This is a genomic window from Roseomonas indoligenes, from assembly GCF_017813365.1.
Lineage (GTDB): Bacteria > Pseudomonadota > Alphaproteobacteria > Acetobacterales > Acetobacteraceae > Roseomonas > Roseomonas indoligenes.
Map to the genome: position 1 here is coordinate 1 of NZ_JAGIZA010000003.1, position 18,600 is coordinate 18,600.

General features: G+C 68.8%; 32 protein-coding genes. 6 read left to right on the forward strand and 26 right to left on the reverse strand.

What is annotated here, in order from left to right:
• The 13 genes from J5Y10_RS04770 to J5Y10_RS04830 form a co-directional block, all read right to left on the reverse strand.
• A partial coding sequence (locus J5Y10_RS04770) for a hypothetical protein (protein ID WP_209371295.1) occupies positions 1 to 295 on the reverse strand: 295 nt, incomplete at its 3' end.
• A gap of 1,613 nt (positions 296 to 1,908) precedes the next feature.
• Complete coding sequence (locus tag J5Y10_RS04775) at positions 1,909 to 2,469, reverse strand: glycoside hydrolase family 108 protein (RefSeq protein WP_209371297.1); 561 nt, start codon at positions 2,467 to 2,469, stop codon at positions 1,909 to 1,911.
• The gene (locus tag J5Y10_RS04780; protein WP_209371299.1) at positions 2,466 to 2,747 is read right to left on the reverse strand and encodes a hypothetical protein; all 282 of its coding nucleotides are present in this window, start codon (positions 2,745 to 2,747) and stop codon (positions 2,466 to 2,468) included. The genes J5Y10_RS04775 and J5Y10_RS04780 overlap by 4 nt, the downstream gene beginning before the upstream one ends.
• 461 nt (positions 2,748 to 3,208) lie before the next feature.
• Positions 3,209 to 3,511 carry a hypothetical protein gene (locus J5Y10_RS04785; RefSeq protein ID WP_209371301.1) on the reverse strand — a complete coding sequence of 101 codons (303 nt, stop codon included), beginning with the start codon at positions 3,509 to 3,511 and terminating at the stop codon, positions 3,209 to 3,211.
• Complete coding sequence (locus tag J5Y10_RS04790) at positions 3,504 to 3,995, reverse strand: hypothetical protein (protein WP_209371303.1); 492 nt, start codon at positions 3,993 to 3,995, stop codon at positions 3,504 to 3,506. Before J5Y10_RS04790 ends, J5Y10_RS04785 begins: the two co-directional genes overlap by 8 nt.
• Positions 3,995 to 4,801 (reverse strand): hypothetical protein, encoded by an 807-nt coding sequence (locus J5Y10_RS04795; protein ID WP_209371306.1) that lies wholly within the window; start codon positions 4,799 to 4,801, stop codon positions 3,995 to 3,997. Before J5Y10_RS04795 ends, J5Y10_RS04790 begins: the two co-directional genes overlap by 1 nt.
• Before the next feature lie 11 nt (positions 4,802 to 4,812).
• Positions 4,813 to 6,825: a hypothetical protein gene (locus J5Y10_RS04800; RefSeq protein ID WP_209371308.1), complete on the reverse strand. Its 2,013-nt coding sequence runs from the start codon at positions 6,823 to 6,825 to the stop codon at positions 4,813 to 4,815.
• Positions 6,826 to 6,835: 10 nt separating this feature from the next.
• Entirely contained in the window at positions 6,836 to 7,273 is a 438-nt protein-coding gene (locus J5Y10_RS04805; RefSeq protein WP_209371310.1) for a hypothetical protein, read from the reverse strand.
• A gap of 32 nt (positions 7,274 to 7,305) precedes the next feature.
• Positions 7,306 to 8,259, reverse strand: a complete 954-nt coding sequence (locus J5Y10_RS04810) for a tail fiber domain-containing protein (protein ID WP_209371312.1) — start codon at positions 8,257 to 8,259, stop codon at positions 7,306 to 7,308.
• Positions 8,260 to 9,033 carry a hypothetical protein gene (locus tag J5Y10_RS04815; protein ID WP_209371314.1) on the reverse strand — a complete coding sequence of 258 codons (774 nt, stop codon included), beginning with the start codon at positions 9,031 to 9,033 and terminating at the stop codon, positions 8,260 to 8,262.
• A gap of 2 nt (positions 9,034 to 9,035) precedes the next feature.
• Positions 9,036 to 9,293, reverse strand: a complete 258-nt coding sequence (locus J5Y10_RS04820) for a hypothetical protein (RefSeq protein ID WP_209371316.1) — start codon at positions 9,291 to 9,293, stop codon at positions 9,036 to 9,038.
• Positions 9,274 to 9,534, reverse strand: coding sequence for a hypothetical protein (locus tag J5Y10_RS04825; protein WP_209371318.1), 261 nt, complete (start codon positions 9,532 to 9,534; stop codon positions 9,274 to 9,276). Before J5Y10_RS04825 ends, J5Y10_RS04820 begins: the two co-directional genes overlap by 20 nt.
• A gap of 225 nt (positions 9,535 to 9,759) precedes the next feature.
• The gene (locus J5Y10_RS04830) at positions 9,760 to 10,071 is read right to left on the reverse strand and encodes an AAA family ATPase (RefSeq protein ID WP_209371326.1); all 312 of its coding nucleotides are present in this window, start codon (positions 10,069 to 10,071) and stop codon (positions 9,760 to 9,762) included.
• A 92-nt stretch (positions 10,072 to 10,163) separates the two neighbouring features.
• On the opposite strand from J5Y10_RS04830, the gene J5Y10_RS28860 reads away from it, so the two are divergent.
• A complete protein-coding gene (locus J5Y10_RS28860; protein ID WP_408901572.1) occupies positions 10,164 to 10,445 on the forward strand; it encodes a DUF6894 family protein in 282 nt (93 codons plus the stop codon).
• Between the two features lie 207 nt (positions 10,446 to 10,652).
• On the opposite strand, the gene J5Y10_RS04835 is transcribed toward J5Y10_RS28860, so the two are convergent.
• The 13 genes from J5Y10_RS04835 to J5Y10_RS04890 form a co-directional block, all read right to left on the reverse strand.
• Complete coding sequence (locus tag J5Y10_RS04835; RefSeq protein ID WP_209371329.1) at positions 10,653 to 11,339, reverse strand: hypothetical protein; 687 nt, start codon at positions 11,337 to 11,339, stop codon at positions 10,653 to 10,655.
• 80 nt (positions 11,340 to 11,419) lie between these two features.
• On the reverse strand, positions 11,420 to 11,653 hold the full coding sequence (locus J5Y10_RS04840) for a hypothetical protein (protein WP_209371331.1): 234 nt from the start codon (positions 11,651 to 11,653) through the stop codon (positions 11,420 to 11,422).
• Positions 11,650 to 11,832 (reverse strand): hypothetical protein, encoded by a 183-nt coding sequence (locus tag J5Y10_RS04845; protein WP_209371333.1) that lies wholly within the window; start codon positions 11,830 to 11,832, stop codon positions 11,650 to 11,652. Before J5Y10_RS04845 ends, J5Y10_RS04840 begins: the two co-directional genes overlap by 4 nt.
• Positions 11,829 to 12,053 carry a hypothetical protein gene (locus J5Y10_RS04850; RefSeq protein WP_209371334.1) on the reverse strand — a complete coding sequence of 75 codons (225 nt, stop codon included), beginning with the start codon at positions 12,051 to 12,053 and terminating at the stop codon, positions 11,829 to 11,831. Before J5Y10_RS04850 ends, J5Y10_RS04845 begins: the two co-directional genes overlap by 4 nt.
• Complete coding sequence (locus J5Y10_RS28345) at positions 12,050 to 12,181, reverse strand: hypothetical protein (protein WP_280854881.1); 132 nt, start codon at positions 12,179 to 12,181, stop codon at positions 12,050 to 12,052. Before J5Y10_RS28345 ends, J5Y10_RS04850 begins: the two co-directional genes overlap by 4 nt.
• A complete protein-coding gene (locus J5Y10_RS04855; protein WP_209371335.1) occupies positions 12,178 to 12,966 on the reverse strand; it encodes a hypothetical protein in 789 nt (262 codons plus the stop codon). The genes J5Y10_RS28345 and J5Y10_RS04855 overlap by 4 nt, the downstream gene beginning before the upstream one ends.
• The gene (locus J5Y10_RS04860) at positions 12,963 to 13,841 is read right to left on the reverse strand and encodes a DUF1376 domain-containing protein (RefSeq protein ID WP_209371336.1); all 879 of its coding nucleotides are present in this window, start codon (positions 13,839 to 13,841) and stop codon (positions 12,963 to 12,965) included. The genes J5Y10_RS04855 and J5Y10_RS04860 overlap by 4 nt, the downstream gene beginning before the upstream one ends.
• The gene (locus tag J5Y10_RS04865; protein WP_209371337.1) at positions 13,838 to 14,248 is read right to left on the reverse strand and encodes a hypothetical protein; all 411 of its coding nucleotides are present in this window, start codon (positions 14,246 to 14,248) and stop codon (positions 13,838 to 13,840) included. Before J5Y10_RS04865 ends, J5Y10_RS04860 begins: the two co-directional genes overlap by 4 nt.
• Positions 14,248 to 14,727: a phage regulatory CII family protein gene (locus J5Y10_RS04870; RefSeq protein WP_209371338.1), complete on the reverse strand. Its 480-nt coding sequence runs from the start codon at positions 14,725 to 14,727 to the stop codon at positions 14,248 to 14,250. The genes J5Y10_RS04865 and J5Y10_RS04870 overlap by 1 nt, the downstream gene beginning before the upstream one ends.
• Positions 14,724 to 14,930 carry a hypothetical protein gene (locus J5Y10_RS04875; RefSeq protein ID WP_209371339.1) on the reverse strand — a complete coding sequence of 69 codons (207 nt, stop codon included), beginning with the start codon at positions 14,928 to 14,930 and terminating at the stop codon, positions 14,724 to 14,726. The genes J5Y10_RS04870 and J5Y10_RS04875 overlap by 4 nt, the downstream gene beginning before the upstream one ends.
• On the reverse strand, positions 14,931 to 15,194 hold the full coding sequence (locus J5Y10_RS04880) for a hypothetical protein (protein ID WP_209371345.1): 264 nt from the start codon (positions 15,192 to 15,194) through the stop codon (positions 14,931 to 14,933).
• Complete coding sequence (locus J5Y10_RS04885; RefSeq protein ID WP_209371351.1) at positions 15,195 to 15,503, reverse strand: hypothetical protein; 309 nt, start codon at positions 15,501 to 15,503, stop codon at positions 15,195 to 15,197.
• Complete coding sequence (locus J5Y10_RS04890) at positions 15,503 to 15,712, reverse strand: hypothetical protein (protein ID WP_209371352.1); 210 nt, start codon at positions 15,710 to 15,712, stop codon at positions 15,503 to 15,505. The genes J5Y10_RS04885 and J5Y10_RS04890 overlap by 1 nt, the downstream gene beginning before the upstream one ends.
• Before the next feature lie 83 nt (positions 15,713 to 15,795).
• Between J5Y10_RS04890 and J5Y10_RS04895 the strand changes: the two genes are divergently transcribed.
• The 5 genes from J5Y10_RS04895 (at position 15,796) to dnaN (ending at position 18,599) form a co-directional block, all read left to right on the forward strand.
• Positions 15,796 to 16,161, forward strand: a complete 366-nt coding sequence (locus tag J5Y10_RS04895) for a helix-turn-helix domain-containing protein (protein WP_209371353.1) — start codon at positions 15,796 to 15,798, stop codon at positions 16,159 to 16,161.
• A gap of 234 nt (positions 16,162 to 16,395) precedes the next feature.
• Positions 16,396 to 16,635: a hypothetical protein gene (locus J5Y10_RS04900; protein ID WP_209371354.1), complete on the forward strand. Its 240-nt coding sequence runs from the start codon at positions 16,396 to 16,398 to the stop codon at positions 16,633 to 16,635.
• Complete coding sequence (locus tag J5Y10_RS04905) at positions 16,635 to 17,012, forward strand: hypothetical protein (protein WP_209371355.1); 378 nt, start codon at positions 16,635 to 16,637, stop codon at positions 17,010 to 17,012. The genes J5Y10_RS04900 and J5Y10_RS04905 overlap by 1 nt, the downstream gene beginning before the upstream one ends.
• Positions 17,009 to 17,413 carry an HNH endonuclease signature motif containing protein gene (locus J5Y10_RS04910; RefSeq protein ID WP_209371356.1) on the forward strand — a complete coding sequence of 135 codons (405 nt, stop codon included), beginning with the start codon at positions 17,009 to 17,011 and terminating at the stop codon, positions 17,411 to 17,413. Before J5Y10_RS04905 ends, J5Y10_RS04910 begins: the two co-directional genes overlap by 4 nt.
• The gene (gene dnaN, locus J5Y10_RS04915; protein WP_209371357.1) at positions 17,406 to 18,599 is read left to right on the forward strand and encodes a DNA polymerase III subunit beta; all 1,194 of its coding nucleotides are present in this window, start codon (positions 17,406 to 17,408) and stop codon (positions 18,597 to 18,599) included. The genes J5Y10_RS04910 and dnaN overlap by 8 nt, the downstream gene beginning before the upstream one ends.
• Position 18,600: the final 1 nt, after the last annotated feature.

The window sequence follows — 18,600 nt, forward strand, 5'->3', positions numbered from 1 at the left end:
CGGCCGGCAGGTCGCCGTCCGCGAAGACGTGGCCGAAGCTGACCACCGCGCCGGCCGCGTGCCCGCCGGGGCGGCCCTCAATCGTGAGGGAGCAGATGGCGCCGCCGGGCGTGGACTGCGGCGTGGGATTTGGCGTTGGAGCCGGCGCGGGCGCCTGCTCGATCGGAGCCGGGGTGGCGGGCTGGACAATGCCGGCCAGCAGCGCCTCGATCCGGTCCATGCGGCTGCCGAGCGCCTCGACGCCCGCAGCGGTGTCCTCGGCCAGCTTGCGGCTGGTGGGCTTGTACGTGGTCATGGATGTGCCCTCACGGCCTGGGACCGTGCCGGCCGCTTGGCCAGCCCGGTCAGACCTCTGTTGTTGATGTGCTGCAGGTCGGAAGGCCGCTACAGACGACGGTGGGTCAGCTTCTTCCGAGACGCGCCAAAGCCGCTTCCAGCTCGTCTACGAGCCTCTGATAAGCGGCGCGCTCGATAGGACAGGGGGTTGGTTCAGCCCCTCTACAACGCATCACTGTCAGGACCTTTGGTCCTTCCGACGCAAGGTCACTCGCCGACTGCAGGAGCGCTCGTGCCGCCTCTCGCCTACGAGCTCGCCGTTCGGGATTTTCACGCATGGAACCGACATTGCCGCGTGGAAAAACGGGCGGCCTCACAACCGTGTTCGGACTAGCGAAACCAACAACGGTCAGCTTTTCTAAATTTACGTCCTGGCCCTTTCCAGAAAGTTAATTTCGCATAATTGGCAAGAGAGACGTTAAGCCGAGGACGATGATGTGCCCTTCCTTCCCTTGCGCCGGGGAACAGGACTGGAGACAGGAACAGGACCAGCTACCCCAGTTGCTGGACGAGTTGGTCAGGCGCTTCAATCAAGGGGACCAACCACGAGCTCTGCTGCGGGACGTAGGACGCACCCTCATCCAGCACTTAGCCCCGCAAGAGACTTTTCATCTGCATTTAGCTGCCTGGAGTGCGCGGTTGGACGCGGCAGTTTGGCTGGAGGCCCAGCCCATGCACTGGGAAGGCTGGAAACGTCGAGCTTGAAGAGAGGACGACCGAATATAGGGAAGGCGCCTTGGTCCCTTAGGTTCGGGTCTACGACCAACCCCTTATGCCGTCGCGGACGGGCGTGGTCGCACAACCCCTCTTCCGGCACCCGGATCACCCACAGTCACCAGATGAGCGCCGTCCATTGGGGCGAGGACGCCTCGCTGGTTAGTCCCGTCCCTCCGCCGTGGCGAGCGCGTCGGCGAAGGCGGCGGACAGCCGTGCCCGGATCCGGCGAGCAACCTCGGGATCACCTGTTACGGGGGCCTTCGCCAAGCAGCGTTCCAGATCCGCTCGCAGGTTCAACAGGGCCCGAGCTCGGTCTTCGGGTGCGATCGAGGCAATGGTTCGCGCCACGGCGTCGCTCACCGCTCGGGCAAGGTCGATAGCCTCCTCGTCAACGTCCGAGGTGGTCGGCACAACAATCGCCTTTGTTGTCTTTAGCGTGGATAAACTGTCCATGGCGGCCCAGCCTTCGCGTCGTCGCCATCACCATCGCGCGAAATCGGCTCGCTTTCTACAACTTAGTTAAAAAATTCATAACACACGTCAGGGTTGCAGTCCTATCTTGTTGAGGTATGGACGGACAAGGAGTTCACCATGCCCCTTCGTGAAAAGGTTACGTCGCCCGGTGGGCGATCAAGTATCTCGATAGCGGATCGCGAGGTGGAGAATGAACTCTGCTCGCAGCTTGATGATCTAATCCAGCATGCACTGGGTGATCGCGGACAAGCAGCGGCCTTCCTTAAACAAGTCCGCGAGATTGTTACGCAAAACTCCTCAAATTAGAGGTCGTCCGACTACCATGATCGCCCAGGATGCATGGGCGCGCCGCTGTTGTGTTAAACACATTCAGCACTCTGGTCAATTTGGGGCCGCCACCCTGCTGAGCTGCCAGCCCCAGGCGAAGTCCTCCTGGGTTGGGTTGGCCTCCGTGATCTCAACGTAGCGGACCGACTGCTGCGCGGTGACCATCGCCACCAGCACCCGGTTGGCATCCGCCTTCCCGCGCTTCTGGATCAGAGAGGCGAGCGCCGCTCGGGTCATGGCACCACAGGCCCCGTCCACCACCAGGTCGCTGTAGAGGCTGGCCCGGCCGTTCAGGTGGTTCAGCGCGCGCTGCAGGAACCGGCCAGCAACAGCGGTCCCCATGTTCACGCCGATGTCGATCAGCTTGGCGCCGAGATCCGGCAGCACGTCATCGATCAGGTCGAAGCCGGGCTGGCGGATGTAGAACAGGGCGTAGATGTCCACCGCCGTCTGCCGCGGCATGGCGATCATTGGCCCCATGTAGCCGGCAGCGCGGGCCCGGGCGACCGTGATGCCCCACATGGTCTCCCCGCCCTTGTCGGAGGGGTGGTTCGAGTAGCGGCCCTCGCGGCCGATCACCCCGTCCGTCAGGGCTGCGATGCGAGCGGGGGTCACCGGATGCCTCCGATGACCCGGTCCAGGGTGGCCGCGCGTGCCGCGGAGCCGGCGCTGGAGCCGATGTGGTACCCGACCACGGCCGTGTTCCAGCCGATCACCGCCCCGAGGGCGATGTTGAACATGTCCCGGTTCTCGGGCGGGATCTGGATGAAGATCAGCGCCACCAGCATGAGGATGAGCAGCAGGGGCGAGACGACGGTGACGATGAGCTGCCCGATGCCCGGCCGGCCAGGAGGCACGACGGGATCGGCAGCCGGCGCAAGGGCGTCGGACATGGGATGCTCCAGATTGTCAGGGATGCCCGGCTGACCGGCCGGGCGCGGGTTTGTGGAGTGTAAGGGCGTTGAAAGGCGCAGCCGGTAGATACGACGCCGCATCAACCCGGGTTTGCCAGATGATCAACCTTCCCTCGGGATATGGTCGGGTTCTTCGCCTCGCGCCGATCATTGATTCAGGTGACGGCGTCCGACGGGTAGTAGTTGATATCGAGAGTGCCGACTGCTTCTCCATCGTCACCCTAAGTGCCGACCGCGCGGCCGAGCTTCGGCTCTACTCAGCCTTTACGGATGGCACACCAGTACCGCTTCCCATTCGATAAGCCATTGGCCACGGACGCATTGGCGGATGGCGAGACTGCTGGGAAACTTGTTGCGGGACGTGACCTACTGGCTGCGTTGCAGCTCCGGTAAGCGACCTCGATGGCGCGACCGCTGGCGCGATTGTGGCCGCGCCGGGCCTAGTCAATGTCCTTGAACACCGGCACCTCCGGCAGCGGCCGGCGGTCGCCCAGCACGATCAGCCGCTCGGCCGCGACGTGACGAATGTCCACCGCAGCCAGCACGACCTCGCTGATGAAGGTGCGGGCGTGGGCGAGCTGCCGCCGCAGCCGCCGGTTCTCCGCCTCCAGCTCCTCCTCGTCCTCCCTGTTGATGGTGTCCCGCCGAGAGCGGAGAGCACCGAAGGCGGTGAGCAGGCCGGCCAGGCCGGCGAAGAACATGGAGCCGATCGCGACGATCTGCTCCGGGGTGAGGCTAGGCATATCGGCGCCACAACCTCCACGAGAGGATGCCCGCGATCGTGGTGAGCGCGAGCAGCAGGGTGATGATGGGCGAGAACGGATCCAGGCTCATCGCGCCGACCGAGAGCGTGACGTGGAACAGGATGACGTAGCCCGCCGTCTGCACGAGCGCGCGCTGCCGCAGGCTCCCCGCCCGAAGAGCCCCGATCTGCCAGGGGAAGAGGAGGAACCCCACCCAGGGCCACAGCCACCCACCGAGGGCGTTGAGAATAGCAAGGCCCGGCCGCTCCGTCAGCGCGTCGGGCGAGAGCAGGTTGGCCACCGACCAGCTCAGCCAGGTGATGGCGAAGGTCGCCTCCAGCCATTGCGGGTAGCGGAAGGGGTCACGGAACCAGCCGGAGGTGGTCTCGGCCGCGGCCTCGGCCGCCACTCGCGCGGCGGCGCCCAGTGCGGCGTCGCTAGCGCCCGTGTTGCCCAGGGGGCGGAGGTTGGGGCTGCTGGGCATCAGAAGCCCCCCAGCCCACGGGCACCGAGGGCAGCGCGCAGGAACGCGGCCAGGGTGTCCGTCTGTTCAAGGCTGAACGGTGTCGGGAAACTCCCGACCGCCGCCACATCGCATTGCCCGAGCCGCGTGCCCGAGTAGTCGGAGCCGATCAGGAAGCTGCGCGAGGTGTTCGGCGTCGTCGTCTTGCCCACCAGCGAGAAGGCCGCCGTGGCCCCGAGCGTCTTGTCGTAGAGCCGCGCCTCCACCCCGGGGTTCCGCACGCCCACCGCCAGCCGCCAGGCCTGGATGTCCGGTACGTCGATCTGCGCGTGCTGCGCGGCCGACGGCACGGGCGTGCCAGACGAGGCGGTATTGCTGAAGGTCAGCAGGTCGAGATTGGCATGCGGCGCGCTCTGGCCGCTGGGCACCCCGTTGGTGGTGAGGTCCAGGCCGAAGTTGCCCGTGACGCTCTGCCCGGGCGAGGTGCCGAGGTTGCCGAGGAGGACGGGCTTGTCGGCATTGGCGTTCACGTTGGCCGACTTCGCCCGCGCGATCGCCCACCAGGTCCCGGCCGCGGTCTCGGCCAGCAGCGTGTCGAGGAAGGCGCTGTTGGCGGTGAAGGTCATGTAGTTGGCCGCCAGCACCGGCGAGCCCACCGGCGAGGCCGAGGTGAGCCCGATCGCCGCCAGGTTCCGGATCGAGGCCGCCATCGTGCCGCCGAGGTAGAAGATGCTCGTGGGCGCGCCGAGGCTGGCCGGCATGCGCACGCGCCGGATGTCGCGGGCCTGGGCGAAGTTCGCGCCCTGGCCCCTCAGGGTGGTTGCCATGCTGTGTCCTCTCAGGCGCGGGTGGCGGGCATGAAGAAGTGCGCGCACCAGTTGTGCAGCGGGTACGGCTTGCCGATCAGGGCCGGGATGTTGGCGCTGGCCGCCATGTGCGTGCCGGGCTTGAACACGTAGCTGTCGGCCGCCACGGTCGGGTCGCTGTCCCGCAGGCAGCCATTCCCGCCGCAGTCCACGCGCCGGCCGTAGCTGACCGACACGCTGCCGGCGAGGAGCCGGGAAGCCTTCAGGCGCACCGTGGCGTCGCCAACGATGTCCACCCCCAGGAGCCCGGCCCAGCCGCCGTCATCCCGCACCCCGAAGCCCTTGTTGGCGTAGTCGGTCGCGGTGTTCACGACATAGGGCAGGTCAAAGACCAGGGGCGGCGCCGGCACATGGAAGCCAATCAGCACCTCGTCGCCGCTCACTTCGATGGAGGTCGGGTGCAGCGGCAGCCAGGGACGGCCGAGGACGTGGGCGTGGAACAGCGCCTTGCCCATGTGGCAGCCGAGCCAGCGGTAGCCGTTGGCGTCGAGGTGCCCGCCGTAGAGGTCGGTCATCGGGTAGTCGGGCGCCGCCATCATGATCCGGTCCGGCCGCTCCAGCGCCGCCGCTAGCTGCGCCTGACCGATCCCCACCGGGTCGGAGAGGTCGTTCACGAAGTCGCCGCCGGTCTGGTAGGTCAGGATCAGCGGCGGCAGCGGCTGCGAGATGGCGGCCTGCGGTCCAGGCCCCGCGACATAGGTGGCGATGTCGTCGGAGAGCTGGAACTCGCGCCCCTTGTAGCCGGCCGAGGTCGTCGCGATCGGCACGCCGCTGTCGGCGGTGCCGCCCGAGTAGTTCGCCTCACCTTGGATCCAGGGCACGACGGAGACGCAGTAGGTGCCGGCCGCGTAGCCGTTGCTGCCGGCGTTCGCGAGGCTCTTGCCGAGAGTGGCGCAGGTGGTCAGGCGGTTGAAGAAGCCGGTGCTGGCGCCGTAGGACAGGTCCTCGATGCTCTTGCTGGACACGCCGCAGGACGAGGCGATCGGCCGGCGCCAGCTGTCGGGCTGCCCGAAATGGGCGAGCTGCATGGCGCGGAACTGGCGCCACATCGCCTCCACGGGGATGTCCCCGTCCACCCCCGTATCGGCCGGCAGGGCGTTGACCTGCGCCTCGGTTAGGATGGGCGCCTGGCCGATGCGAGCCGTGGCCACCATGGGCTGCAGCTGCGCCGTGCCGCCGGGCGTCCAGGGCGCGGTCCCGCCGGGGCTGCGCACGCTCTCGCCGATCATCAGGCAGCCGTAGAGGGGCGTGGTACCGAGGATGTAGTCGGCCGCCCCGCCCCGGGCGAGGCTCTGGCCGTAGCAGAGGCCGTGGTTGTAGTCGGCGGTCGGGCGCTGCGTCGTGGTGTGCACCTGGCGGGCGACCACGGCCGAGCGACCGAGAGCGCGGGCGTCGGTCTCGCGGATCCGGTCGGTGGTGAAGTACCCGGTCCCCGAGCCCCCGCCGCCGGCGCTGTCGGCCGCGGGCGAGATCACCCGCACGTTCCCGAAGGCGTCCTCGATGCCGAGGTCGTAATCGGTCGCGCTGTCCGTGCTGAGGGTCAGCCCGCCCACGGACACCCCACCGGCCGCGGGCAGGTCCACGAAGCTGCCGGAGCCGTCCGTGCGGGTCAGGCGCACCGTGCCGTCCGGCAGGGTGGCCGAAGTGAAGCCGGCGAACTCGACCCCCGTGCCGTCGGCGCGGATGCCGCCGATCGAGGCGCCGAAGTCATCGAAGAACTCGTGCGAGAAGTAGCCGGCGGGGTCTGCCGCCACCCCGTTCGCGCTCGTCTCGGCACTGGCTGCCGCCGCCTGCGCCAGAGCGGTCGCCAGTTGGGCGAGGATCCGCTGCGCTTCTGCCGTCGCGGCGTCCAGGGCCACCTGGGCCTGCTTGGCGGCCACGTCCTGCCGGGACTGCTCCGTCGCATCGGCGGCCGCCTTCAGGTTCTGGCCAAGGTCGGTGTCTTCCAGCCGGGCATAGCCGACGGGCGGGGTCGTCTCGGACATTCTGGCTCCGTCAGGCTGCGATGAGGAGGCCGGCCGGCGTCAGGCGCAGGTAGAGGCCGCTGTCGTCGGTGATGAAGGTCTGCGCGCGGGGCGGAGTGCCGGCGGGCAGCGCGTCGATGAAGAAGCCCTTCACGTCCACCGAGGCGGTCGGGCCGATGCAGCGGACAACCGCTTGCCAGGGGCCGACCAGCGACGGCGCGATGTAGGCGAGGTAGCGCCCCACCCCGGTCCGGATCACGAAGTCGGCCGGCGCAATGTCCGGGCTACCATCGGGTGGCAGAAGGGCGATGGAGGCACCGGTCACGTCGATCAGCGGCCCGCGGGCGCTGCCCTGGCGGAACTCGGCCAGCAGCGGCACGCTCTCATAGGCCCAGAAGCGCATGGGCCGGTTCGCGACGCCGCCGACAAACAGCGTCGTCACCACGTCCGCCGGGAGGGCGTCGGACATGCTGATCCTCCGGATTATGGGGGTGGTGAGGGCTAGAGGATCTTGATCGAGGCCACGCGCTTGGTCAGCGCGGTCAGCGAGGCCTGCAGTTCCAGGATCGCCTTACCCTGGTCCTGAATGGTCTTGGCCTGCGCCTGGATCGTCGCGACGACCAGCGGCATCAGTGCTCCGCGATCCATCGCCCACATGCGGAATTGTGGACCGCCCTGGCCGTCCACGTCGCTGTCGCCAGGCGTGACGGCCTCAGGGAATACGGCGTAGACCTCCTGGGCGAAGAAGCCGGTGGCCCGCTCGCCGTTGCTCTTCCAGCGGAAACGACGGGGACGCAGCTGGAGGAGCAGCGCCGGATCCACGTCACCGTCCTCATCCTTCAGCCGCCGGTCGGAGGTGGTGTTGTAGGAGGTCGCCGTGGCCGTGGTGGTGATGGTGCCGACGAGCGCGCCATAGCTGGTGAACAGCGCCGCGTTGCCGCCCGCGGTGAGGGCCACGTTGACGTTGAGTGGCGCGGCCGTCTTCGAGGAGAAGAAGCCCGACCCCCCCGGTATCATCGAGGCCCCCGTCTGGTCGCCGACACCCTGCGATCCCGGCGCGTCCTGGGTCGTACCCACGCGCATCACGCCGGCCACGGCCAGGCTGCCGTCCGTCTCGAAGATCGGCGTGCGGTCCGCGTGAACCGTCAGGTAGATGAAGCGCGTACCCGCCGGCCAGTTCACGGCCGAGGTGCCGTTGGACCCGCCCTTGATCTGCGCTCGGGTGATCGTGGCCGGACTTCCTGCCGTGTAGACGCCCTCCGCTTCCTCGTACATCGTTGGCGCCGTGAGGCTGTCCACCACCTCGATCATGACGCGGGAGCCAGATGCGATGCCTGCTTCCACCAAGGTGCGGAAGGTAGCCGCGGCCGCGCTGCCCGATAGCTGGTAGGTGCCCGTGCCGGTTGTCGTCGTCGTCACCAGGACGCGGTTACCGGTCCGCAGCGGCGTTCCCATTCAGAGGTCCTCCTGGAAGGTGATCTGCGCCTTGAAGACGCGGAGGTTCGGCTGCGCCGGCGCGGGCGGCGCGGTGAAGCGGCCGAACATCCCGTGGCGCAGGTCGTCGTTGAGCGGCGAGACGAAGCCCTGCCCCGTGGTGCCGAGGGCCAGTGCCACCTCATCCAGCATTAGAGCGTTCGCCGGGGTGAGCGTCGGCAGATCGAAGTTGAGGCTGCGGTAGACCGCGCCGCGCTGGGCGTTCAGCACGCCGGAGGCCGGCGCGCGCTCCACGGTCCCCGCGTCCCCGAAGCCTCGCCCCCAGCCGTAGCCGACGGCACGCGTCGTCACGAGCACATCGCCCGCCCAGATGCGGCCGAGCTGCAGGTAGGGATCGCCGGCGACCCCGCTGAAGAGGATGTTAACGTAGCGGGCTGACAGGGCCGCCGGCAGGAGGAGGCCCACGACGCCGCGGCGAAGGTCGAGAGACATCCCGCCCTGGTTCAGGATCTCGCTGTTTCCGGGGGCCACATTGCTGAGCCGGACCCGCCAGGCTGCGCCCGTCCCGGGCAGGACCCCATCCCGGGGCGCCCCCGCCGCGAAGAAGCGCAGCGGAACCTGCGCGCCGAAGTCGATGCCGACCGCATGGGTCACCGCCCCGCCTGTGTTGCTGCGCCACACCTCGCCGATCGTCGGCGTCAGGAGCGACTGCACGCCCAGGCCAGAGGCTTCCGAGGTCGCGGACAAGCTCACGCCCGCGACCTCCGCCGCGTTGCGCCACGCGATCACCGCCATACTTACCCCCAGAGATCCAGCGTGAGGCGGTCGCCGCGGGCCGAGATGCCCCGTAGGATCAGCGTCCGCCCACCGCGTAGCGCCGCGATGCCCGGCCAGGTCAGCCGGACAGGCTGGCCAGGCTCCATCACCGACCAGAAGCGCCAGGCCTGGTCCGGGCGGATCGCCACCCGCCAGGACCGCCGCGCCGTGCCGTGCAGGTCCATGAGCCGCACCGCGAAAGCCTGCGCGTCCGTCACGTCATCGAAGGCGCTGGCCACCAGCGGGCCGTCCTGTGCGCCCGGATAGACGGGCACGCTCCGTCGCCAGCGAGTGCTTGCTGTCCTTGGTGCCGGCGCGCCCCGCGGCCTGCTCCCGCAGATGGCGGATATAGGCGAGGCGGCACTCCCCGAGATCCAGGGCGCCGCGCTTGCCCTGTGGCAGGACACCGCGCTTCTGCAGCTCGCGGACGCTCCGATCGGTCAGGTCGAGGTGCTCGGCGACTTCGAGGGCCGTGGCCATGAACCGGAACCCCCTCCCGACGGCGATTATCCTGAACCGGAACCCCCGATGGCCCTTTCGGCGGCTTCGGAGCCGCTGGAACGCGCATTTGTTCCAGGAAAGACAGGCATTCCCGCCAAACCGGAACCGGAACCCCCTATAGAGACCCTGCGCCTAGAGAATGCGTGCGCTCTCGCCACCCGTATACGTTGCAGGCCCCCAGGGGCCCCGTCGGGGTGAGGGGGTCTATCCCGCCTCGACCTGCACCCACCGGCAGTCGGCGCCGCTCTCTCGCGCCACCTCGAACCACGTGGTCCGGTCATCCGGCTCCAGGTTCCAGCCGACTGCACAGACGCTGACCCCTGCTCGCAGGATCTCGCGGGCCATGGCGAAGGTGGTCAGCGTGACCAGCCATTCCTCGACGGGGTGCTGCAGCAGGCTCCGCACATGGTCCCGGGCGATCATCACCTGCCCGCGGTAGGCGACCAGCGCCTCGGCGATCAGGCTCTTCCCCGTGTCAGGGCCGCCAGCGATCACGGTCAGGACCGGCTTGATCATTGCACTCACATTTGATGACGTTGATGCAATGGCTCAAGCGCAAGCTATCGAGCCGCTCGAATTGTCGTGAGGCCAGGGACACTCCCACCAGCATGGCGAAGTACTTCTTCGACGCATTCGACGGAGTGGAGCACCACAGAGATGAATACGGATCCGAGCTCGATAGCCGCGAAGCGGCGCGTCTAAGCGCCCAAACTAGGTTGGGCGATATGTCGAACCGGGCTCTCCCGGACGGGCACAGGCGCGAGTTCATCGTAGACGTTAGGGATGCCCTCGGGATTTTAATCTACACGTGCAGACTGTCGTTTGTCGGCCGCTGGCTCGACTATACGGTCCCACCTCTGAATAACCGCGCCGGAGCAACTGAAAAATAGGTCGCCGCTGGTGTCACCGATCCTGCCACTGGCGCGCCGGCAGGCTGCCCGTGTCACGATCGGAGTGGGCCGCTTCGGCTCGGCATTGCACCTTCACCTCGAAGCGAAGATCGACGGAAATGAAAAGCCCCGCTCGGCAAACTGCCTGCGGGGCGCTGGACGCACGAATGGTGTTGCGAGAATAGGTAAGTTTTAGGCCCGCGCCCGTCAAGGCTTTTTGTCAGGGTCGAGCCGCCAATAGTCGGCCAGCTCGGCCGCGCCGTTCCGCAGCTTCTCCACCGCATTGAGGCCACCCGGGAATCGGTCACGCGCCACGTCCTCCACCACCGGGCGGACGCCCTGCGATAGATGGTCGGAGGCGTGGCAGAAGTCCGCCCAGGCCCTCGCCTGCGTGTCGGTCATCTCGCCATGGGCGCGGCCTCCGAACGACCGGCCGGTGCCCGGTGCGATGCCAGCGTGCGCATAGATCCAGGCCATCTTCTGCATCGCCTCCAGCCTCCGACCGCTGAGGATGCCCGCCCGGACGTAGTGGTCCAGCACTCCGTCGGGCACCACCACCACCGCAACCCGCTCAAGGCACGGCGCGTCGGGATCATCGAGCACGTCCACCAGCCTCTCCTCTACCTTGGGCTGCCGCGCCAGCATGGCCGGTCCCTGCGCTCCTCGGTCCGCCACCGCCTCGGGCCGGAAGTCGCCGGCAGCAGCGCGGCGCGCCTGCTCCATGGCCGCGGCCGCACGCTGCGCCCGGGCGATGGCGTTCTCCCGCTCCCAATAGCCGCCGGCGATCATGAACATCCGCTGGAGGCGCCCATACTGGCCAATCCGGTCCGCCTCCTCCTCGAATGGGTCAGGCAGGATCTTGCGGCGGTGCTCGACGGTGGCGGGCGGGAACACTGGCTCCTGCTGCGTCCGCGCCTTCCCGCTCCGGCGCGACGCACGCGGCTCCTGAATCTCGATGTGTGATCCAAGGAAGCTCACCGCTTGGTCTCCTCGGATCCCCGTTCAGCCTCGTCGTCCGGAGCGATCGGTATCGGGCGCCACTCCACCCGTTGCTGGCTCCACCCCATGCGGACGACGAACGCCTGCTCCAGAACCCCTCCTTTCCAGCGCAGATTTGGCGTGGCTTCCCAGATTTCGGTCGGCTCTCTTGGGACGAAGACCTCGTCACCCATACCGGTGACGTACCTGTCGAACACCTTCTGGGTCATGGACGGGTCATCCCGAACAGAGACCGTTCCGCCAGGACGCTGAGGAAGCACCAAGGCAGGACGGCTAGCGACCACCACAGCGAACTGCCGCCGTCACGCATAAGACCGAGCAGCAGGCCCATGGCCGCGCAGTCGAGGATGTTGATCCGGGGCCACAGGACGTAGCGAAGGATGATCATACCCGCGCCTCCGGCGGCTCGGTGAGCGCCTTTTCCATTGCCCGCATCTCGTCGCCCCACTCGCGCTTGCCGAGAAAGGCTTCAGCCTTCAGCAGCGCCAGCAGGTTCACAGCGGCGTCGGCCAGCCGTTCGTACTCCCGGCGCACGCTGTCCCGCTGAACGCGGTAGAGGAACGCGCGGGCCTCGTAGCTCTCGCGGGGTAGGTCCGTTTTGGTGGTCATGGGCGGGGCTCCGAGCAGGAAGGGGCGAAGCCGTCCTGTACAGACCGGTACCACTGGCCTGCCTTCTCCGGCTCGAACACCACGGTCATTGCGACGATGAAGAGGAGGAGGGCGAACATCTCCTTCATCGACCGGGCGTCCCCAGGCCGTTCCGCTTTTCCAGTGCCTGCAGGCGCAGCGCAGCCGCAGCTGCCATCGGGCCACCCGCCGCCACCGTCTTGCGATACTCGATGGCGAGCAGGGCCGGCGCGACATAACGAGGCGACACTGGCCGCCCTTCCGATCCCGCCTCCAGCTCTTGGCGCTGCGCCGCCATGTCCTTGCGCCACTGGGTCAGCGTTGCCGCCACCGCGTCGATCTCGCCCTGGGAGCGCGGCGTTCGGCCGGCGGGCTGCTCGGCCGCCAGCGCCACCGGCGCAGCGATCCGGTCCAGCGCGGCGATCTTTCCCCGGAGCCGCTGCTCGATCGGCTCCAGCACGGCCAGCACGTCGCCGGCGGCCGGGAAGAACCGCGTCTCCCCATAGAGCGCTCGGCGGCTCTCAGTGGTGAAGCACCCGGCCGGCAGGTGCCCGCAGTCCTGGGCGATGGCGTTGAGGCGCACCGTGAAGGCGTCCCGGTCCTGCGGGTTCCGGCAGCCCGCATTCACGGAGCCCAGCCAGGCGGCGAGCTGCGCCCGGGTGACAGGGGCGAGGAGCGCGCGGAACTGCTCGGCTGCCCACTCGGCCTCCTCCCGCTGGGCGGGGCTGACACTGCGCGGGTCGAAGTGCCGGAGGGCACGGGCCTCTCGGTCGGTGTCGGAGAGCCGGGCCACATCCAGCGCCAAGTCCCGGCTCATGAGCGGCTCGCGCAGCTCGGTGGTGGTGGCCGTCGCGATCGACAGGGCGCCGGACTGGATGGGCGCGAGATCGTTCATGCGTTGACCACCTCCTCGAAAGCGCCGGGCTGGTTCATCCAGTCCAGCGGGTTGCGCTTGCCGGCACCCGCCGGGGATCCGGAGCCGATCGGAGCGCCGCCGCGGCGCCGGCCCGCCACCTCACGGCAGCGATTGTGGAAGGTCGCGGACCAGTCGAGCTTCAGGGCCTTGGAGCCCGGCAGGGCGCACCAGAAGTCGCGGAACTCCTCCGCCACCGCGTCGGGGTCGAGGCCGAGGCTTCGGGCGAAAGCGCGATCCGCGTCGCCGGGCTGCCAGTCCGTCGGGAGGCGCGTGCCGCGCGCCGGGCTCGCCGAACGAAGTGAGGTGCTTTGTCCCTGTCCCTGTCCCTGTCCCTTGGGATCGCCCCGGGCATCCCCATGGGGATCGTTCGGGGATGCTCCGGCGATCCCCGCAGGAGCCTGCTGGGGAGGCTTCGGGGATGCTCCGGGCATCCCGTCGGCATGGGTCGCCGCATCCCCACGCGATCCCCAGCGCTTCTCATTGGCACGCTTGCTGCGTTCCCGCTGGAGAACCCGGAAGGACCACGCCTCACGCGCCTTTTCGGCGATGACGGGATGGTAGAGGCGTCCGTCGCTACACCTGACCCAGCCGCGTAGTGCGACCTCTCTCACCTTGGCCCAGCGCGTGCCGGCACCGGACAGATGGGCGAGGATCCGCGGATCATCAGGTAAACTCGCCGCCGGCACCTGCAGCCATGCTTTGCACCACAGCATGACAGCAGCTTTGAACTCCTCCCCCGTGGACAGCGCCACGAGGTCGCTATCGCCGAGACGCACCACGTCGAGAGGCATGAAGGGCAAGCCGCGCAGATCGCATTCTGCCGGCGTCATGGGGTCGGGTGGGGCCTGGCTCATGGCGCCACTGTCTCCTCTTCCCAGCCGCCGCCATCGCGTTGCGATCGGGGCAGGACGATCTTGAAGACGAAGGGGAAGGCGCGCGCCGCCACCTTCATCTTGACCTTGGCGTCATCGGTGATGATTGGCCGCGCACCCTTCACGTCCCGCATCTCCAGCACGCCGGAGGCAGGCAGGACGGCGAAGTCCACCGAGAGGTGGCAATCGTTCGCCAGACGCAGCTTGATGCCCTCGAACGACCACCACAGGACCTCGCCCGCGATGCGCTGCAGCTCGAGGTGCTGGGCGTACGAGGCCTCGGTCTTGTTCATCTCGCCGGCCGGCAGACGGCCGCGGGCCTGCATGCGCGAGACCGTCCCGACCTTCGCCTGAAGGCGAAGCAGATCAGCGGCGGACATGCGCTCCATCAGGCGGCGGTTCCAGCAGCCAGGCGCGCAGCACGGATGGCCGCAGCCCCCTCGCCCGCGACCCGCTGCACGTCCAGCATCTCGGCCTCGAGGCGCGCGCTGTCCTGTGCGCACAGGTGACCGTCAGCCAGTCCGAGCGCGGCGGCCTGCACGACCTCGGCAGCCTCTTTCGCCACCGCGGCCACGTGCTGCATTGCCTCGCCGCTCGCCACGGCGGAGAGACGCTCAATCCGGTACCCGCAGCGCCGTGCGACCTCCTCCAGCAGCTGCGGGTTGCCGGTCGCTTCGGTCAGGCAAATCAGCACGTCCAGCGGCATGAACTGGTCGTGGTTCAGGTTCTGGTAGGCGCCGAACTGCGTCTTCCCCACGCGGATCCCGTGGCAGGAGGCCGAGGCCTCCACGCCGCCGGCGTCCGCGATAAGGCCGCGGCTGAGGTGCTTCAGCTTCTTCTCGAGGTCGGAGAGCGGGCGGTCGCTCATGCGGAAGGGTTCCGGATGACGGGGGTGGAGCCGCAGGGCAGGGTCTCGGCATGGGACCCCATCGAGACAGGCACCGCGCCGGCGGCGCGACAGGAGGCCGGCGGCATCATTGCCGTGCCGGGCGCAGGCAGGCCGATCTGCTCCATCAGGCGATCCATGGCGTCGGGCCAGCGATCGGGACGGCCGTACTCAGCGGCGGTCATTCAGGCGTCCTCCTGCTGCTCGGCGCGCATGTCCGTGGTGAAGGCCCGGCGGCGATGCGCCTCGCACCAGGAGCAGGCGGGCACCGCCGGCGCGCCGCACTTCCGGGCGTCGCGCTTCGGGTCGCCATCGATCCACTGGCAGACCCGCGCGGCGGTGGCGCCGGCGACTGTGCGGGCCAGGGCGGGCATGGCCGGAGCATTGCGGAGCAGCGCGCGCTGGCCGCCCTCGAGGCGCCCGGCGGGCGTGAAGCTGGCGTGGCTCATCTACGCGGGCTCCATGGCTGCGGACCGGACGGCGGGACGCGGCAGACGGCGCACGGCGCGCGCATCGCCACGCAGGCGGGCGCGACGCACTACGGCGAGGACGGCGTTGCGCGTGACGGACATGCTGGCGGCGATCTCGCCGGCGGTGGGCTGCATCTCGCTGGCCCAGGCGTCCAGGATCGCGGCGTTCCGCGCGACGTCCTCCACCGGGAGACGATGCAGACGAAGGTGCTGGGGCCACTCGGCCTTCACTGCCGAGCGAAGGTAAGCCCGAAGTGGGGCCTGGTAGGACTGAGCGGGTGCCGACATCAGGCCGGCTCCTTCGCGGCAGCGCCGAACGCGGCAGCCAGGTCCGGACGAAGATCCGCGGCAGGTATGCCGGTCTCGTCCGCCACTGCCTGCAGGTGCTTGCTCGGCACCTCTCGCCACATGGCGACGGCGGCCCTGCTCAGGCCGAGGCGCGAGGCGACCCTCGCCATGAGGCCGCGTTTCGATCTCAGGAGGGTCATGCCGGACATGGCCCATGCTTAGCGCAACTGAGCAAACCATCTCAAGAGGATTGTTCAGTGTGACTGAGCATCCATCCTGGCACCTTCACAGGATGGAACTGAGCGACTTCGTTAGGACAGAAAGGACAAAGAAGGGTTGGACCCAGCGGCTGCTGGCCAAGACCCTCGGCGTCTCACCCAGCGCGGTCGCTCAATGGGAACTCGGGTCCACGAAGCCCAGCCCGGCCAACCTTATCGACCTCTGCAACGTGTTCGGCATCTCGGCTCAATCGTTCTTCGCGCCTGGCGCTCCGTACCACGGCCATGTTGTCCAGGACCCCGAAGAGCTCGCGTTGCTCACGGACTACCGGCGGCTTACGCCCCCGGAGCGGACGCTCTTTCGTCGGATGCTGAAGAACGCCGGGCCCGTCAGTGAGCGTGATGTGAACGAGCCGGAGCCTGCGCGGGAACGCAACTAGCTTACCCGTCCTCGCTAGCTCCCCTTCTGCCAAAACCACCCCCGAGACTCGGCCCTGTTCCTTGCATTGTGGGAGGAACGAAAAGAGAACGCCAAGGGTTTTCTAGGTCCATGGTCTTTTCCCTTTCCAGACTAGACCCGGCCTGAGCCGAAAGTCTGCTCAGCGTCGCTTAACTTTCTGCTTGCGCTCCTGCCGTTGCTCAGCATAACTGAGCAGGCAACTACGGAGCCGGGCATGCTTCCTCAGCCTACATCCCAACCTCATGGGCCCACACTCCGCGCCACCGCCATCAGCGGGCGCGAGCAGGGCTCGATCGCCTTCGGCAGTGCGCGCGATTGGCGCCGCAGCCTGACCGCCGAGGATGTCGCCCGGGCCTCCGCCGGTGCCGCCCCGATCTTCGAGGAGCGCGGCAGCTTCTGGCGCCTCGAGCTGCACCGCCCCGCCCGTCCGGCCGCCGTGCGAGACGCCGCGTGATGTGCGGGCCCTGGCCCTGGCCCCGCGGCGCGGCGCTCATCGCTGGCCTATCGGCCACCTTCTGGATCGGCTTCGCCCTTGCCGCGGCCGTGCGCAGAGAGCCGGTCCCCTCCCCCATTGAGACTCTGGAGTCCATCGCCATGGCCGCCACGCGCCCGGGCCGTGACCCTGCCGCCACGCTCGCCGCGATCGCGGAGACGGTGGGTGCCACCCAGCCGCTTTCCGACCAGGGGCGCATGCAGTTCGGCGCCGCGCTGTCCGACTTCGCCAAGATACGCGGCGGCGTCCTGCCCTACGCCGATCAGCAGGGCGCGGTGGCGCTGTTCCTGAACCGCCTCGCCGCCCACGGCCTGGTGCTGCGGGAGAAGGGCCGGTGAAGATCGCCGCCCTCATCCCCCTCGCCTGCCCCGGCATGACGGCGCTCGGCACGGACGCGCTGCCGGACAACCTGCGCCGGCGGATCCTCGTCTGCGAGGAGGTGCACCCGCGGCTGGGCTCGCCCTGCTGGATGTGGACAGGCCGGACCAACCGGAACGGCTACGGGCGCGCCTGGCATGGCGGCGCGGAGCCGGTGGCCCACCGCGCCGTCTACGAGGAGTTGGTGGGCGCGATCCCCACCGGCCTGATCCTGGATCACCTCTGCCGGTGGCGCCGCTGCTGCAATCCCGGCCACGTCGAGCCGGTGACGCCCCGCGAGAACGTCCTCCGCGGGGAGGCGATCCTCTTCGCCCCCGCCATCGCCTCCACCATCACCGAAGGAGCCCAGGCGCATGCCTGATGGGTCGATCCATGCCGAGGGCATGGCGCCGGGGGAGGTGCATGCCTCCAGCCCGCCACCGCGCGGCGCCCGGGTACTCGCCGGCCACCTCCGCGCCGCCGTGCGCGCCGCGGCGGCTGTGACCGAGCGGCGGAACACCATCCCCATCCTCGCCAACCTGCTGCTGCGCTCCGAGCGCGGCACGCTGACGGTGCGCGGCACGGACATGGAGATGTGCATCACCGCCACCGCCCCGGGGGTCGGTGACCTCGCCCAGGTGACGGCCCCGGCGCTGACCCTCGCCGCCCTCCTGGCCCGGCTGCCGGAGGCCGTGGAGGTGGACCTGGAGCCGGAGCCGGACCTCGGCGCGCTGCTGGTGAAGGCGCCCGGCCTGCGGGCCCGCCTGATCGCCCTCCCGGCCGCGGACTGGCCGCGGATGGTCGAGGCGAAAATGACCGCCAAGTTCGCCATCCCGGTCGCCTCGCTGCGGCGGCTGGTGACGCTGCCGGCGCACGCGATCTCGACGGAGGAGACCCGCTACTACCTCAACGGGATCTTCCTGGAGCGGAACCTGGACGCGGGCGGCCCCTGGCTCACCGCGGTGGCGACCGATGGCCACCGCCTCATGAAGGTGGACGAGCCGCTGCCACAGGGTGCGGAGACCCTGCCGGGCATCATCGTGCCCCGGAAGGCCGTCACCCGCCTGCGCGCGGCGCTGGAGGCCCGCGCCACCGGCGACGTGCAGGTGGAGGCTTCGGACACCCGGATGGTGTTCCGGGTGGGCACGCTGACGATCGAGACGAAGCTGATCGACGGCACCTTTCCCGACTACCGGCGAGTGATCCCACGAGAGGCCGTCGCCACCGGGAAGATGATCATCCATCAGCCTCGCGCCTTCCGCGAGGCGGTGGAGACCGCGGCCGCCATCAGCACCGAGCGCTCCCGCCCGGTGAAGTTCAGCGGAATGAAGGGGTCGATCGTCATCACCGCCGCAAGTCCTGACTTCGGCAGCGCGCAGGTGGACCTGCCGGAGGATGTGGCGAGCTGGGAGGGCCGGGACCGCGAGATTGGGTTCCAGTGCCGATACCTCGCTGCCCTCGCGAAGATCCTGCCCGAGGGCTTCACCGCCAGCATCGAGGACGGCTCCGCCCCGATGCGCATCGATTTCCCGCGCGGCATCGCCGTGCTCATGCCGATGAGGGTCTAGC